Source organism: Halomonas meridiana (assembly GCF_009846525.1).
Taxonomy (GTDB): Bacteria; Pseudomonadota; Gammaproteobacteria; order Pseudomonadales; family Halomonadaceae; genus Vreelandella.
The window spans coordinates 1,982,516-1,997,838 of record NZ_CP024621.1 but is presented as its reverse complement, the minus strand read 5'-3'; the positions used below and the strand labels follow the sequence as shown (position 1 = coordinate 1,997,838).

Below are 15,323 nucleotides of genomic sequence, written 5' to 3'. Positions count from 1 at the left end.
GTCATTCAATAGACTGAGGTGCAGTATGGATGTAGCTGCAAGCAATGCAGTCAGTACGGCGCTGTATATGAATCAGGCGCAAACCGCTGAGCAAGCGCAGATGCAAATGTTCCGCGAAGCGCTGGACGTTCAAGCCGAGCAAATCACCGAAGTATTGGCATCTGCTGACACCGGCGCTCAGCCAAGCCTGGCACAAGAGGGCAGCGTCGGCACGCAGGTCAACACCTACGCCTGAGGCTCGTTCTTGGCTTGTATTGAGTCGCCCTCAAACGCCGACACTGTCGGCGTTTTTTTATGCGCGGAATAAGCCAATGGATGATTGCGTAGCACTGGCCTGACAACGCAGCGGCATGCACGCGGTGGTATGCCGTCGCAGCCGAGTTGCGTTACCATAGGCATACGACGCCGAGGGTTTGGCGCTACGTTTTAAGTCACCACGTTGTACCATCTTAGAGAACTCCATGTCTGACGCCCAAATAGCGCGCGAAGCCGAGCTGCGCCGTACTTTTGCGATTATTTCGCACCCTGACGCCGGTAAGACCACGATCACGGAAAAGATGCTGTTGTTCGGAAATGCCATCCAGTTGGCGGGGTCGGTGAAAAGCAAACGTAATGATCGCCATGCTACGTCTGACTGGATGAAGATGGAGCAGGAGCGGGGCATCTCGGTCACAACCTCCGTCATGCAGTTCCCCTACGGCGGTCGGATCGTCAACCTGCTGGATACGCCAGGTCACGAGGACTTCTCCGAGGATACGTATCGCACCCTGACGGCCGTGGATTCTGCGCTGATGGTCATCGATGGCGCAAAAGGCGTCGAAGATCGCACCATCAAGCTAATGGAAGTGTGTCGTTTACGTACCACGCCCATTCTGACGTTCATCAACAAGATGGATCGCGACATCCGCGATCCGATCGAAGTCATGGATGAAGTCGAGACGGTGCTCAATATCCAGTGCGCACCGATGACCTGGCCAATCGGGATGGGGCGCCACTTCAAAGGGGTGTATCACCTCTACAACGACGTGATCCATCTATATACCCAAGGTCAAGGCAGCCGGATACCGGATGACAAGCGCATCGAGGGGCTGGATAACCCGGAAGTGGATGCCATCCTGGGCGAGGAGCAGGCGGAAGAGCTTCGTATGGAGGTCGACCTGGTGCGCGGCGCGTCTCATGAATTCGACCTAGAGGCCTATCGCCGTGGCGAGCTGACGCCAGTCTATTTTGGGACTGCGATGGGTAACTTCGGCGTGCGTGAAATGCTGGATGGCTTCGTCGAGCATGCGCCCGCCCCGCAGCCTCGTGAGACCGATACCCGTGAAGTCACTGCGAAGGATGAGCGCTTTACCGGTTTCGTTTTCAAGATCCAGGCGAACATGGATCCGAATCACCGGGACCGAATCGCTTTTCTACGTGTCTGTTCGGGCAAGTACGAAAAGAACATGAAAATGCGCCACGTACGCATCGGCAAAGACGTCAAGATTGCCGATGCCCTGACGTTCATGGCCTCGGACCGCTCACAAGTGGAGGAGGCTTGGCCGGGTGATATCATCGGCCTGCATAACCATGGCACGATTCAGATTGGCGATACGTTTACCGTGGGTGAAGATATGCGCTTTACCGGCATTCCTCACTTTGCCCCTGAACTCTTCAAACGAGTGCGCTTGAAAGATCCGCTCAAAATGAAAGCGCTGCAAAAAGGCCTGCAGCAGCTTTCGGAGGAGGGTGCCACGCAGGTCTTCATGCCGATGGATAACAACGACCTGATTTTGGGGGCCGTAGGTACACTGCAGTTTGACGTAGTCGCTCACCGTTTGAAGGAAGAGTATAAAGTCGACTGCCTCTATGAAGGCGTCAACGTGCAAACTGCCCGCTGGGTGTACTGCGACGATGCAAAAATGCTCGAAGAGTTCAAGCGGAAGGCAAGTGCCAACCTGGCTATCGATGGTGGTGGCTACTTGACCTACATCGCGCCGACGCGGGTCAACCTGCAAATGACCCAAGAGCGTTGGCCAGACATTCGCTTCCAGCCAACGCGCGAGCATTAATACCCGCAAGGGGGATTAGATGCTGATAGACGCCCACTGCCATCTAGACGCCGTGGCATTCGAAACGGATCGTGACGCCGTCATCGATGCAGCCAAGGCGGTGGGCGTCTCCCGTTTCATCGTGCCAGCGACGGTACGCAAGCGTTGGCCGCATGTGCTGGCGCTTGGCGAGCGCGACGAGGTCCGTATCTGTCTAGGGCTTCACCCCTATTTCACTGAGCAGCATCACTTGGATGACTTGACGGCTCTCGAAACGCTGGTCAATCAGCGGCTCTATGACGCACCTCAGACCCGCCCGGTGGCGATTGGTGAATGCGGTATCGATGGTCGTTTCACGGACAGTCTTGACGCTCAGTGGCACTATTTCGATGCCCAGCTCTCCATCGCCAAGCGCTGTCGTTTGCCCGTTGTGGTTCACTGCGTCAAAGCCAACGACAAAGTCAGCCAGCGGTTACGCCAGCAAGCGTTACCTCGAGCGGGACTCGTTCATGCCTTTGCTGGCTCTTACGCACAGGCCGCCAAGTTTTTGGATGCGGGCTATATATTGGGACTAGGTGGTGCGGTGACCTATGAGCGCGCTCAGAAGTTGCGCCGTGTAGTAGCAGCCTTGCCTGATGATGGGTTCGTGCTGGAAACCGACAGCCCCGATATGCCGCTATGTGGCTATCAAGGACAGCGCAACGAACCTTCACGCGTGGCGCAAGTGGCCAAGGTAGTGGCCGAACTGAGAGGGCAGTGCTTATCGACCGTGGCGGCATCGAGCCGTGACAACGCCGCCCGGGTATTTGGGCTAAACGATCACTCCTGAGCAAGCTGAGCGGCTAACTGCTCTGGGTCCAAGCGCTCGATAGGATAAGGAAGCGTCTGCAGGGTAAGAGGCGTTTCCTGCCAATATACGTTCAGTGCTTCTTCCATCACCTTGGTGTTCATCACGGCCAGAAGCTCGATGTGCTGATCGTCGCTGGATGCGCTGCTGACGACTTCGCCTAACGATTTACCGCTCTCGTCCACCAGTGAGGCACCCAGCTCAGGCAATGAGGCGGTGTTGGCGCGGGCATGGACGAGGCGCTTCTTGACTTGCCCGCGGAAATGGGCGCGAGCTACGACCTCTTGGCCGGTGTAGCACCCTTTTTTGAAACTAATTCCGCCCAGGGCTTCCCAATTCAGCATTTGGGGCAGGAACTGATCCTGCTGGGCGGCCGTGAGCCAAGCTAGTCCGCTACGAATATCTGCCAGCTTCCAGGCGTTGAGCAATGCCTCGCTGTCTATCACCACGTCTTGAGGCTCGTCTTCGAACATGAATAGCCAACGGGGAGACCCAGGGAGGCGTAAGGCCGTGCCTGACGCGCTAGTGGCGTGGGTGTATGGCTGCTCGGGCAGCGTCACGTTCAGATGATGGGCCAGGTCGTCGGATGGCTCGTTGGCGCCTGCGAAAACGACGTGTTCAGCGACTGTTAATTCTGCTTTGTAGAAAGCGGCGAATTTTTTCAGATGTTGAACCAGATCGTTGGCCAGCGAGGCATCAAGAACCAGTCGAAAATGATCCGTCGCGAGCCGATATAGCTGTCCATTGGCCAACATGCGGCCTTTGGGAGTACAAAAACAGGTGAGTGGCGCAAACGTACCGTTCGCCAATCCCACTTGCGCACTGGTTTGACCTTGCAAGAATGTCTCCGCATCGGCCCCTTTGATATCCAGCGCAGCATACTGATTCAAACGTACGGCGCTGGAGGGCGGCGTCTTCTCCATGGTCATGGTCGCTCCTGAGCATTGTGGGTAAGCATCGTAGATAAGAGTCGTCGATGAGAGTGGCCAGTAAAACAGCTCATTCATTCGTTCAGTAAAAGTGCGGGCAGACTCGTTGGATTGCAAGGGCTTGACAGCATGCTAGACTCTTCATTTTGTATCAGGTTTGCATAGGTAATGGTCGTTGTCGGTTGCCGCGACGCTATGTAGGCAAACCCTTTTCTTCGTAAGGATGGTCCATGGCAGTTCAATCATTGAGTTTTCAGGGTGTTACCACCGCCGAACAAGTCAACAAAATCACTACCGCCCTAATGATGCTGGATGGCGTCGATAGTGCTGAAGTAGGTCGCTACGGCGCGGAAGTGGAGGGGCGCGCGAAACGTGACGTCCTGATCAAGGCCATTGAAAAACTTAACCTGCGCATCAAGGTATCGTAAATGCATCCGCCTATCGTGGTGATCAGTGAACGAAATAGCGCCTTTCGTCAGCGCGTCGAGGTCAACGGCATGGATGACCTCTTCGCGGATGTACCCACGGTGGTAGGAGGAGACGAAAGCGCTCCAGACCCCCATGACTATTTTGATATTGCGCTGGGAACCTGCAAGGCGATCACGGTCCAAATGTACGCCAAGCGCAAGCAGTGGCCGTTGGAAGGAATCACCGTCAAAGTGCAGCGCGATGACAGCGGCGAACGCCAAGGCCTCTACAAGCTGGACGTGACGTTAGAGCTTCATGGCATCAGCGATCCAGAGCAGCGCGCTAAGCTGGAAGAGATCAGCCATCGCTGCCCGATCCAACGCCTGATGACTCAGGCTACGATCGAGATAGCCACCCATACCGTGTAGGTCCACCTGCCAATAGGAGCAACGATGAGCAAGGAATTTCGTCTGCAGTCAAAATTTCAGCCTGCGGGCGACCAGCCTGCAGCCATTCGCGGGTTGATCAGCGGTTTGGAATCAGGTCTTGCCCATCAGACGCTGCTTGGGGTCACTGGTTCGGGTAAAACCTTCACCATGGCCAACGTGGTACAGCAACTGCAACGGCCTACCATCGTCATGGCGCCCAACAAAACCCTGGCGGCGCAGCTGTATGGTGAATTCAAATCGTTCTTTCCGGATAACGCGGTCGAGTACTTCGTTTCCTATTACGACTACTACCAGCCTGAGGCCTACGTTCCCTCGTCGGATACGTTCATCGAGAAAGATGCCTCGATCAATGACCATATCGAGCAGATGCGTCTTTCCGCCACCAAAGCGCTCTTGGAACGCCGTGATGCGCTGATCGTCGTCTCTGTATCGGCGATCTATGGTTTGGGTGACCCTGACCAATACCTCAAGATGCGTCTTCACTTCACACGTGGAGAAATGATCGACCAGCGCGCGTTTCTGCGCCGGTTGGCCGAGCTTCAGTATACCCGTAATGATATGGACTTCCGTCGCGGGACTTATCGCGTGCGGGGCGACGTCATTGATATTTTTCCTGCGGATTCGGATGAAGAGGCGGTGCGCGTCGAGCTGTTCGACGACGAAATCGACTCCATTCGCTTGTTCGACCCGCTGACCGGCGACGTACGTGGGCAAGTACCGCGCATGACGATTTACCCGAAGTCTCACTACGTGACCCCCCGTGACACCATTTTAGAAGCCATCGATGCCATCAAAGCAGAGCTCAAAGAGCGCTTGGAGTGGCTGCGTAAGCACGAGCGGTTGGTAGAGGCTCAGCGGCTCGAGCAGCGGACGCTTTACGATATCGAAATGATGCTCGAGTTGGGGTACTGCAACGGTATCGAAAACTACTCGCGCTATCTCTCTGGCCGTGCTCCTGGCGAGCCGCCGCCCACGTTTTTCGACTACCTGCCGGATGATGCGCTGCTGTTCATCGACGAGTCACACGTGAGCGTGCCCCAAGTAGGTGGGATGTACAAAGGCGACCGTTCGCGCAAAGAGACGCTAGTAGAGTATGGGTTTCGTTTGCCGTCCGCATTGGATAACCGCCCGATGAAGTTCGAGGAGTGGGAAGCGATCTCACCTCAAACGATTTTCGTGTCTGCGACGCCAGGACCTTACGAGGCCGAGCACGCTGGCCAAATCGTCGAGCAGGTGGTGCGGCCAACGGGGCTCTTGGATCCGCAGATCGAAGTACGACCGGCCAGTTCGCAGGTAGACGATCTATTGTCAGAGATTGGGTTGCGCACGGCGGTGGGTGAACGGGTGCTGGTGACGACCCTGACCAAGCGGATGGCAGAAGATCTGACCGACTACCTCGATGAGCATGATATCCGAGTGCGCTACCTGCACTCCGATATCGATACGGTCGAGCGCGTCGAGATCATCCGAGACCTGCGGCTGGGTAAGTTCGATGTGCTGGTGGGAATCAACCTGTTGCGGGAAGGATTGGATATTCCCGAGGTGTCGCTGGTTGCCATTTTGGATGCAGACAAAGAAGGGTTCCTGCGCGCCGAACGCTCGCTGATCCAAACCATTGGCCGTGCCGCGCGTAATGCCAACGGTAAGGCGATTCTATACGGTGATCGAATCACCGATTCCATGCGCAAAGCAATCGACGAGACCGAGCGCCGTCGTGCCAAACAGATGGCGCATAACGAAAAGCATGGTATTACGCCCACGACGGTCACACGCTCCGTGGCGGACATTCTCGAAGCGGCCCAAACGCCGGGTAAGAAAGGCAATCGCCGTAAGGGAAGTGAGCGAAAAGTGGCCGAGCCAGAGGGCGGATACGATGTGGCGTCCATGGGCCAGCAGGATCTTCTGGCTGCCATCAGCAAACTCGAAGATGCCATGTTCGAAGCGGCGCAAAACCTGGAATTTGAAGAAGCCGCACGGTTACGTGACCAGCTTCATCAAATGAAAGAAAAACAGCTGGCGCTAGGATAACCGATGCCTGAAGGTCCTGAGATCCGCCGAGCGGCGGATCGCATTGAAAAGCAGATTGGTGGAAAAATTCTCGAGGATGTCTGGTTTGCCTTTCCCGAGCTTGCTAGCCAAGCCAGCTCGCTGATCGGTGTCAACGTCTCGGCGGTGGATACGTGGGGCAAGGCCATGCTGATTCGTTTTACGGATCATCGGGTGCTTTATTCCCATAACCAGCTTTACGGCGTGTGGAAGCTGCACGCCGCCGACAAGCCTCCTAACACGTCGCGCTCCTTACGGGTTCGTTTGGTAGCAGATGGGCGTGCCGCCAGTCTGTACAGCGCGTCTGATGTGTCGCTGTGGGAAGAGGAGAGGCTGGCGCATCATCCGTTTTTATCCCGTTTAGGACCTGACTTGCTGAGCCAGCAGGTCAGTGCTGCCGACGTACAGCAACGTCTTTTATTACCGGCGTTTAGGCGCAGGAGTCTAGGGGCACTGCTGCTCGACCAAGGGCTGGTTGCCGGCCTAGGTAACTATTTGCGTTCTGAAATTCTGTTCTTTTCCCAGTTGCATCCCAAGCAGCGTCCGAGTGACCTCACGAGTGAGCAGCTATCGGTGTTGTCCTCCCATATCATCGATATTACCCGTAAGGCTTACCGGACAGCAGGCGTCACCAATCAGGACGCGTGGATCGAACAAGCCATTGCCTCTGGTGAGCCTCGCCGCCAATGGCGGTTCAGCGTGTTCGAGCGCGCTGGATTATCGTGCCATCGCTGTGGCAGTGTGATCGAGCGCATGACGGTAGGGTCCCGCCGACTCTATTGGTGCCCTCGGTGTCAGCAATCTCCTTCGTTATAAAGTTTATACCGTTATCTTGTCTGTTTTACGCGATGTTCCAACCAAAGAGTTAAACGAACCAAGCGGGTAGGCCACTGGATTGGCTGCCGCCTTGGGCCTCGATACGGTATACTTCCCGCACACTTAGACGGCCGTTAAGGCTGCAGCCTAGACGTTAACCGAGGAGCTGTTAATCCATGACCGTGATTCGCCAGGACGACGTGATTCAAAGCGTTGCCGATGCTCTGCAGTACATCTCTTACTACCATCCCAAAGATTTCATTGACGCCATGGCTGCGGCCTACGAGCGGGAAGAGAACCCGGCAGCCAAAGACGCCATTGCGCAGATTTTGATCAATTCGCGCATGTGCGCTACGGGGCACCGCCCGATTTGCCAAGACACCGGCATCGTGACGGTCTTCGTGCATGTGGGTATGAACGTCACGTGGGACGCCGAAATGAGCCTCGACGACATGGTCAACGAAGGCGTGCGTCGTGCGTATCAGTTGCCGGATAACGTATTGCGGGCCTCGGTTCTGGCCGATCCTGACGGCAAACGTCAGAACACCAAAGACAACACACCCGCCATCATCCACCATAAAATCGTGCCGGGCGATAAAGTCGATATCCATGTGGCAGCGAAGGGAGGCGGTAGCGAAGCAAAATCGAAGTTCGCCATGCTCAACCCCTCCGATAGCGTGGTCGATTGGGTGATGGAACAGCTCCCCAAAATGGGCGCGGGCTGGTGCCCACCGGGCATGCTGGGGATTGGTATTGGCGGTACCGCTGAAAAGGCAATGGAGATTGCCAAAGAAGCACTGCTCGATCCCATCGATATTCAGGAACTGCAAGCCCGTGGTGCCAGTAACCGTGCCGAAGAGCTGCGTCTCGAGCTGTTCGACAAGGTCAACAAAAGCGGCATTGGCGCACAGGGGCTGGGCGGCTTGACCACCGTGCTGGATATCAAAGTCAAAGATTATCCGACGCATGCAGCGAACAAACCCGTTGCGATCATTCCTAACTGTGCTGCTACCCGCCACGCGCATTTTACGCTGGATGGGTCGGGCCCTGTGGCCCTGCCAGCGCCGAAGCTGGAAGATTGGCCAGAAATCACCCGGGAAACGGGTGATAACGTCAAGCGTGTCCACTTGGATACCGTCACGCCGGAAGAGGTGAAAACCTGGCAGCCAGGCGATACCCTGTTGCTAAACGGCAAACTGCTGACCGGACGCGATGCTGCCCACAAACGCATGGTGGATATGATCGCCAAAGGGGAGCCGTTGCCGGTCGACATGAAAGGGCGATTCATTTATTACGTGGGTCCGGTCGATCCGGTTGGCAACGAAGTGGTAGGTCCGGCGGGGCCCACGACAGCGACCCGCATGGACAAGTTCACCCGTACGATGTTGGAAGAGACGGGACTATTGGGTATGGTCGGTAAAGCTGAGCGTGGCCAAGCCGCCATCGAAGCGATTCGTGATAATCAAGCCGTGTATCTCATGGCGGTAGGTGGCTCGGCTTACCTGGTTGCTCAGGCCATCAAGAAGTCGCGAGTCGTAGGGTTCGAGGATCTCGGGATGGAAGCCATCTACGAATTCGAAGTGGAAGACATGCCCGTCACCGTTGCAGTCGATAGCCAAGGCACGTCGGTTCACCAAACCGGCCCGGCCAAGTGGAAAGAAATCATTGCCGAAAAAGCGTGATACGCTGGTGAAATAGGCGTGGTATGACGACAGGAGCCCCGTTCTAGCGGGGCTCCTGTGTATGAGACATAAGAAGTCACTCCGAAGGGTGGGCGAGGAATAGCGAATGACCTCTTGGTTGTTAGGGACAGGGATTATGTTGATTCACGTGCTGGGATTGATCTCGGCCGTGATGGCATTGATGTCGAGTCGAACGTCGCAAGGAGCGGTAGCCTGGATCATTTCCCTGCTGACCTTTCCTTATGCGGCAGTGCCTGCGTACTGGCTCTTCGGTCGGCCGCGTTTTTATGGCTACGTCACCGCTAGAGGCGCTAGAGACTCAGTGCTGCGTCGGGTGCTCGTCCGCTATCGCCATAACGTGAAACCTCACGTGGCCTATTCGGAGAACACCGATATTCAAGCCGTCGAGCAGTTAGCCATGATGCCGCTGACGAAAGGCAATAGCTCCGAGCTGCTGGTCAATGGCCAGGCGACTTTCGACAGTTTGTTCGCCGGTATCGAGCAAGCGCAGGATTATCTGCTCATTCAGTTTTTCATCGTACGTGACGACGAGCTAGGTAGGCAGCTTCATCGATATTTGATCGCGGCCGTCGAGCGTGGCGTGCGCGTCTACTTTCTTTATGACGAAATTGGTAGTCGCAAACTCAATGACGGCTATTTGAACGAGCTGAGTGAGCGTGGTGTCGAAGTAACCCCGTTCCGCTCGTCACGCGGACTCAAACACCGCTTCCAGCTCAATTTCCGGAATCATCGCAAAATTGCGGTGGTGGACGGTAAGCAGGGGTGGGTTGGCGGCCTTAACGTCGGTAATGAGTACCTTGGCAAAAGTGCCAAGCATGGTCCTTGGCGAGATACCCATCTATACGTTCAAGGCCCCTGCGTCTTAGGGCTGCAAGAAGCCTTTTGGGAGGATTGGCACTGGGCTACGGGGGACGTAATCACGCTGAACTGGCATGCTGAAAGCCATCCACAGCAAAATCAGCAGGTGGTCATTGTTCCCTCCGGACCTGCCGATAAGCAGGACACCGCAGGTTTGCTCGTCCAGCAATTGATCCATAGTGCTAACCAGCGCTTTTGGGTCACCAGCCCTTATTTCGTACCTGATCAGGGAGTGCAGGACTCTCTGCGGTTAGCCGCCATGCGCGGTGTCGATGTACGCGTCATGATTCCTGAGCGGCCTGATCATTTGCTGGTGTTTCTCTCGGCGTTCTCCTTTTTGCCGGACATGCTCAAAGCAGGCGTTAAAATATACCGTTATCAACCTGGCTTTTTACACCAAAAAGTCATGCTCATCGATAACTCGTCTGCCACGGTGGGCACAGTGAACCTGGATAACCGATCGTTTCGACTGAACTTTGAAATCACGGCCTTCATTCCCAGCGCAGACTTTGCCCGCGACGTAGCCACCATGCTGGAAAACGATTTTGCGCAATGTCGGCGAGTGACCCTCGATGAAGTCAGCCAGCGCCCTATGTGGAAAAAGGTCGTGTCCCGTGCTGCTTATTTAATGGCACCCGTACAGTAAACGTCTCTCCCAGCCAAATAACCTAACCCCAGGCGTTCAAACAATAGGAGTCATGGGTGAATCTAGAAACAAAATGGCTTGAAGACTTCGTTGCTCTTGCTAACACACGAAGTTTTTCTGCCTCTGCTCGCCAGCGCCATGTCACCCAGCCCGCTTTCAGTCGGCGTATTCGGGCCTTGGAGCAGGCCGTTGGCGTCACCCTGGTCGACCGATCCACTACCCCTATTGGGTTGACCTCAGAAGGGCAGCTTTTTTTAGTGACTGCCCGCAACTTAGTCGAGCAACTGAACGAGTCACTCAGCCACTTGCGCGGTTTGTCGATTGCCAATGAAGCGCTGGATATCGTCGCGGCGCACTCGCTCGCGCTGAGTTTCTATCCCCCGTGGATCTCTAGACTGCAAAAAGGTCTGGGGGAGTTGCCGACGCGCTTGGTCGCCATGAACGTCGGCGAGGCCATTCATGTACTCCGCGAGGGTAACTGCGATCTGATGCTGGCGTACTACGATCCCTTCGCCACCATGCAGTTGGATGCAGAAGTGTTTCCTTCGTTTTCCATCGGCAAAGTCAAAATGTTGCCGGTCTCGCTACCCGACGAGCATGGCCAACCACAGTTCTCTCTACAGCGTGATAGCTCGATACCTTATCTCGCCTACACCCAAGGCGCCTTCCTAGGCCGCAGTGTAAGGATGCTGCTAAAAAACGATCCGCTCCGTATGAAGCTGAGAACCGTCTATGAAACGGCGATGGCCGAAGGTTTGAAAGGCATGGTGCTGCAGGGCGTGGGCGTTGCGTGGATTCCGGACTTCTGCATTCGCGAGGAGCTAAAGACGGGCAGACTCGTGCGGGCAGGCGATGAGAGTTGGGACATTCCACTGGAAATTCGCCTCTATCGCTGTTCGCTGGTTCATAAACCAGGGGTAGAGAGGCTGTGGAGGCAGATGATGAAACTGCCGCGAGACTTTTTGCAAGCCTGAGCGCAGCCCTAAAGAGAGCCGAAATCGGCCGGTAGTCCGAGAAAGTTTTGAATAATGAAGAAGTGATCTTCGAACAAACTTTCTGGTTCTAGGTCGGCCAGCGCAACCCAGCGCGCATGGTCGCCGCCCTTGACGGGTTTCAGGCGAGGCAACTGTTGATCGGGCCGCAGGGCAAAATAGAACGCTTCGGCCAGTGTACGGCCTCGCCAGCTTCGGTGCGGTTCATCGAACAAGCGCTGGCCCTTCAGGGAGCCTTTCAATACCGGCTCTGGAACTTTCAGACGCAGTCGTTCCCGCAGCTCTCTTAGGCAAGCGTCTAGCAGGCGCTCATGGGGATTGATGAACCCACCTGGGAGAGCAAACAACCCCTTGCCGGGCGCTGCTGTGCGCTTGACCAGTAGTACATGACCCGACTGGACGACCACGGCGTTCACCGTGACAAAGATGGGCGGGTAGGGGGCTTGTGCCCAGGCTTGTCGATACTGATCTAAGAGCTGCTGCTCTTCTAAAAGCCGATGGTAGGCAGTGCCTTTACAAAAATCGCCAACGCTCTTTACGACGCCGGGGGGCAGGTCGTGGTAGGCACCGGTGCTCAAGTAGTCATCGGTAGCGCCAGGGGAGCGAAACAATCGCTCTCGGATTTGGCTGGCTGAAATCCCCTCGACCAAGGGCACGCTGACCGATTCCCACTGGGGGAAAAGCGATAAATAGTAGCTAGATTGTCCACGGCTTGCGCCAATCAGCCCAATACGCGGTAGCCGTGCATTGGTCGGGGCGGCTAAGTCGCGTACTTTTCGCTGTACGTCTCTCACCCAGACATCGTCGTTATACAGCGCATCCAGCAGGGGCGTAATTTCAAGCCGCTGATTGTCTGCATCGTCAAACCCTGATCGAATCATCGCCTGACGCTCATCGAAATGCCAGGGGTTGCGCAATGAGCGTGCTTGCCAGGAGGAGCCGACCATGACGATGACTTGTCGCGCTTGTTTGAGAGCCTCACGAATAATGGCCAAATGTCCCAGGTGGGGTGGCTGAAAACGACCAATGAACACCAGGCAATCGAAGTCGTACGACGTCATAGCTCGAGCGGCATCTGAGTTCATTGGGTGTCCTTGAAAGCTGAAGCAAGTGGGCGAAGCGTCGCCATTATGGTGGGCGTCATACATCCCTGCAATGCTATCGTGCCTGCGCTCAACGCTTTGATTGGGTATGCTTATTCATGAGTCATCATATAAGCGTTGCAAAAGGACGCTGTGCACTGCGTGAAAGGGAAACATCATGATGAAAAAAACGCTCACGTTTTGGTGGAACGTGGTTCAAGATGCAACGTCACTATGGCTCGAACGCAATGCGTTCAGCTACGCCGGTTCGCTGGCCTTCTACACGCTGTTTTCATTGGCGCCGACCGTCATCATTGCGGTCACCGTCATTGGTGTCGTGTTGGGAGAAGAGGCCGCCCAGGGGCAGATCGTTGCGCAGCTGCAGGGTACCTTGGGAGCGGATGCGGCGCTTGCCATCGAAGAGGCGGTCGCACAGTCGCGTATCGAAGAGTCGGGGGTGTTACCTACGCTGCTTGGCTTTATCGCATTGCTTGTCGGGGCCACGACCGTGTTTGCTCAAATGCAGTTTTCACTCAATACGATTTGGGGAGTAACTGCTAAACCTAACAGCAATAGCGCACTCATTTTCGTTAAAAATCGCCTGCTCTCTTTGACCGTGGTTCTTTCTATTGGCTTTATTCTGCTCGTGTCATTAGTGCTTGGTGTCATGTTGAGAGGGATGCTGCATGCCGCCAACGATCTACTCCCTTTTGCGAGTCTGCTGACGACAACGGCCGAGTCGCTGATCTCTTTAGCCATGGTGGCTCTGCTATTTGCCACGATCTTCAAAGTACTGCCGGATGTCGTGCTACGCTGGCAGGATGTCTTGATTGGCGCCGTAGTCACGGCGGTGCTGTTTACGATTGGGCGGAGCGTGATCGCGATCTATCTGGCCTATACCGCAACGGCTTCGACGTATGGGGCTGCGGGGTCCGTGGTCATGATTCTGCTCTGGGTTTACTACAGTTCTCTCATCCTGCTGTTTGGTGCAGCGTTCACGCGCTCGTTATTACTACGACGAGGTCGCCCGTTGGTGCCACGCAATAGCGCTGTGCTGGTCAAGCGAGAGCTGCTTTGAAGATAGAGGAGTCAGCCATGTCACAATGCTGCGTACGCGCTTTCGTCACTGGGAAAGTGCAGGGTGTGTGGTATCGGCGCGCCACGCAGGAGCAAGCGCTGTTGAGGGGGATTACCGGATACGCTAAGAACTTGCCCGATGGCAGAGTCGAAGTGCTCATGTGCGGACAGTCAGCGATGGTATCTGAGCTTGCTCAATGGCTATGGCAAGGTCCTGAAGGGGCGCAGGCTACGCACGTTACGCTTGAAACGCTGGCTGACCATCACGCCCCTGACCATTTTTCGACGTACTAGGCACACGCCGGGTGTGCCTAGACATCGAATCAATGGTTTTCCGTTTGCCATGCACGAATGTTGTCAGCGGTTAAAGCGACGATATTTTGACGTGCTTCGGGGTTATCCATGCGTTGTGCGGCGTCACGATGAGATTGAGGGGTTCTGCGTTCGCCAGGGCATCCAGTAGCGGGTGTCCATCTCTTGGTGGCTCGGCAGGCAGTACATCGACTGCGAGCCCGCCAATGTCTCCGTTGCGCAGAGCTTCCAACGCCGCCACTTCGTCGATGATCCCGCCACGGGCACAGTTGACGATCAAGAGCGACGATTTGGCCTTTGCGAGACGCGCTTTGTCGAGAAGGTGTTTCGTTGCTTCGTTCAGCGGACAGTGAAGGCTGATGACGTCGGCGGTAGGTAGCAGTTCGTCCAAGGATGGGCGCTGATCGTTCTGCTCGTTGCCTGGGCGGGCGGCAAACGTGACCTGCATGCCAAAGGCTTCGGCTAGACGCGCCACTTCAGACCCCAGCTCCCCTTGGCCCACCATCACCAGTTGCTTGCCGGACAGCTGCAGCGTGGGATGATCCTGCAAGCAGAAAAAGTCGCTGTTCTGCCATTTTCCATCGGCAATGTCCGCTTGGTAGCGGGGTAGGCGGTTGGCCAGTGACAGCATGAGCATGAGCGTATGTTGCGAGACGCTGGCCGTGCCGTAAGCCGAGACGTTCTTGACGACGATGCCATGCGCTTTGGCGGCCTCTAAATCGATGTTGTTCAGCCCAGTAGCCAGCACACAGATGAGTCGCAACGAGGGTAGCTGGGCGAGCGTTTCGGCGTCGAGCTTTACCTTATTGACGATGGCGATATCGGCCTTGGCCAAACGTTCACAGGCCTGCGCCGTGGTGCTTTGTTGATGGATCTCTAAGTGCGTGACGGCATTGCGAATCGCCGTCAAATCGATATCGGGGCCAAGGCTTTGGGCATCCAGTATGACCGCTTGGGACATATTATTCTCTCCATTAACTGCCGAAAGCCGCTTGGCCTTGCTCGGCAGGGGGCACAAAAGGGTATAATGAGCGCTCTATCGACCGCAGTCTTGGAATTTATCCTGACAGGCCACATATTGTCAGCCTGGTAACGTTGGGTTAACCACGATACTGACAAGACGAAACC

General features: G+C 55.7%; 14 protein-coding genes and 1 pseudogene. 12 read left to right on the top strand and 3 right to left on the bottom strand.

Annotation, left to right across the window (positions count from 1 at the left end):
• Positions 1 to 25: 25 nt before the first annotated feature.
• The 3 genes from CTT34_RS09600 to CTT34_RS09590 all read left to right on the top strand — a co-directional run bounded on the left by CTT34_RS09600 (position 26) and on the right by CTT34_RS09590 (position 2,859).
• Entirely contained in the window at positions 26 to 235 is a 210-nt protein-coding gene (locus CTT34_RS09600) for a putative motility protein (protein ID WP_159342234.1), read from the top strand.
• A 226-nt stretch (positions 236 to 461) separates the two neighbouring features.
• Positions 462 to 2,051 carry a peptide chain release factor 3 gene (locus CTT34_RS09595; protein WP_159342233.1) on the top strand — a complete coding sequence of 530 codons (1,590 nt, stop codon included), beginning with the start codon at positions 462 to 464 and terminating at the stop codon, positions 2,049 to 2,051.
• A gap of 19 nt (positions 2,052 to 2,070) precedes the next feature.
• Positions 2,071 to 2,859 (top strand): TatD family hydrolase, encoded by a 789-nt coding sequence (locus tag CTT34_RS09590; protein WP_159342232.1) that lies wholly within the window; start codon positions 2,071 to 2,073, stop codon positions 2,857 to 2,859.
• Here CTT34_RS09590 and ygfZ read toward each other — a convergent pair.
• Complete coding sequence (gene ygfZ / locus CTT34_RS09585) at positions 2,850 to 3,806, bottom strand: CAF17-like 4Fe-4S cluster assembly/insertion protein YgfZ (protein WP_159342231.1); 957 nt, start codon at positions 3,804 to 3,806, stop codon at positions 2,850 to 2,852. The two genes, CTT34_RS09590 and ygfZ, sit on opposite strands and share 10 nt — an antisense overlap.
• Positions 3,807 to 4,036: 230 nt before the next feature.
• Here ygfZ and CTT34_RS09580 point away from each other — a divergent pair, with 230 nt between their 5' ends.
• From CTT34_RS09580 to CTT34_RS09550, 7 genes are all read left to right on the top strand, one after another.
• Positions 4,037 to 4,234 (top strand): hypothetical protein, encoded by a 198-nt coding sequence (locus CTT34_RS09580; protein WP_159342230.1) that lies wholly within the window; start codon positions 4,037 to 4,039, stop codon positions 4,232 to 4,234.
• Positions 4,235 to 4,642, top strand: a complete 408-nt coding sequence (locus tag CTT34_RS09575) for an OsmC family protein (RefSeq protein ID WP_159342229.1) — start codon at positions 4,235 to 4,237, stop codon at positions 4,640 to 4,642.
• A 24-nt stretch (positions 4,643 to 4,666) separates the two neighbouring features.
• Positions 4,667 to 6,691 carry an excinuclease ABC subunit UvrB gene (gene uvrB, locus CTT34_RS09570; protein WP_159342228.1) on the top strand — a complete coding sequence of 675 codons (2,025 nt, stop codon included), beginning with the start codon at positions 4,667 to 4,669 and terminating at the stop codon, positions 6,689 to 6,691.
• Positions 6,692 to 6,694: 3 nt separating this feature from the next.
• Positions 6,695 to 7,525, top strand: a complete 831-nt coding sequence (nei, locus tag CTT34_RS09565; protein ID WP_159342227.1) for an endonuclease VIII — start codon at positions 6,695 to 6,697, stop codon at positions 7,523 to 7,525.
• 176 nt (positions 7,526 to 7,701) lie between these two features.
• Positions 7,702 to 9,207 (top strand): fumarate hydratase, encoded by a 1,506-nt coding sequence (locus CTT34_RS09560; RefSeq protein ID WP_159342226.1) that lies wholly within the window; start codon positions 7,702 to 7,704, stop codon positions 9,205 to 9,207.
• A gap of 106 nt (positions 9,208 to 9,313) precedes the next feature.
• Positions 9,314 to 10,732: a cardiolipin synthase gene (cls, locus tag CTT34_RS09555; RefSeq protein WP_159342225.1), complete on the top strand. Its 1,419-nt coding sequence runs from the start codon at positions 9,314 to 9,316 to the stop codon at positions 10,730 to 10,732.
• A gap of 56 nt (positions 10,733 to 10,788) precedes the next feature.
• Complete coding sequence (locus CTT34_RS09550; RefSeq protein ID WP_159342224.1) at positions 10,789 to 11,706, top strand: LysR substrate-binding domain-containing protein; 918 nt, start codon at positions 10,789 to 10,791, stop codon at positions 11,704 to 11,706.
• Between the two features lie 8 nt (positions 11,707 to 11,714).
• Here CTT34_RS09550 and CTT34_RS09545 read toward each other — a convergent pair whose 3' ends face one another.
• Positions 11,715 to 12,809: a bifunctional nicotinamide-nucleotide adenylyltransferase/Nudix hydroxylase gene (locus CTT34_RS09545; protein ID WP_159342223.1), complete on the bottom strand. Its 1,095-nt coding sequence runs from the start codon at positions 12,807 to 12,809 to the stop codon at positions 11,715 to 11,717.
• A 175-nt stretch (positions 12,810 to 12,984) separates the two neighbouring features.
• On the opposite strand from CTT34_RS09545, the gene CTT34_RS09540 reads away from it, so the two are divergent.
• Positions 12,985 to 13,884 (top strand): YihY/virulence factor BrkB family protein, encoded by a 900-nt coding sequence (locus CTT34_RS09540; RefSeq protein WP_159342222.1) that lies wholly within the window; start codon positions 12,985 to 12,987, stop codon positions 13,882 to 13,884.
• Between the two features lie 17 nt (positions 13,885 to 13,901).
• Positions 13,902 to 14,177: an acylphosphatase gene (locus CTT34_RS09535; protein ID WP_159342221.1), complete on the top strand. Its 276-nt coding sequence runs from the start codon at positions 13,902 to 13,904 to the stop codon at positions 14,175 to 14,177.
• A gap of 29 nt (positions 14,178 to 14,206) precedes the next feature.
• On the opposite strand, the pseudogene CTT34_RS09530 reads toward CTT34_RS09535, so the two are convergent.
• A pseudogene (locus tag CTT34_RS09530) lies at positions 14,207 to 15,156 on the bottom strand (D-2-hydroxyacid dehydrogenase).
• Between the last annotated feature and the right edge of the window lie 167 nt (positions 15,157 to 15,323).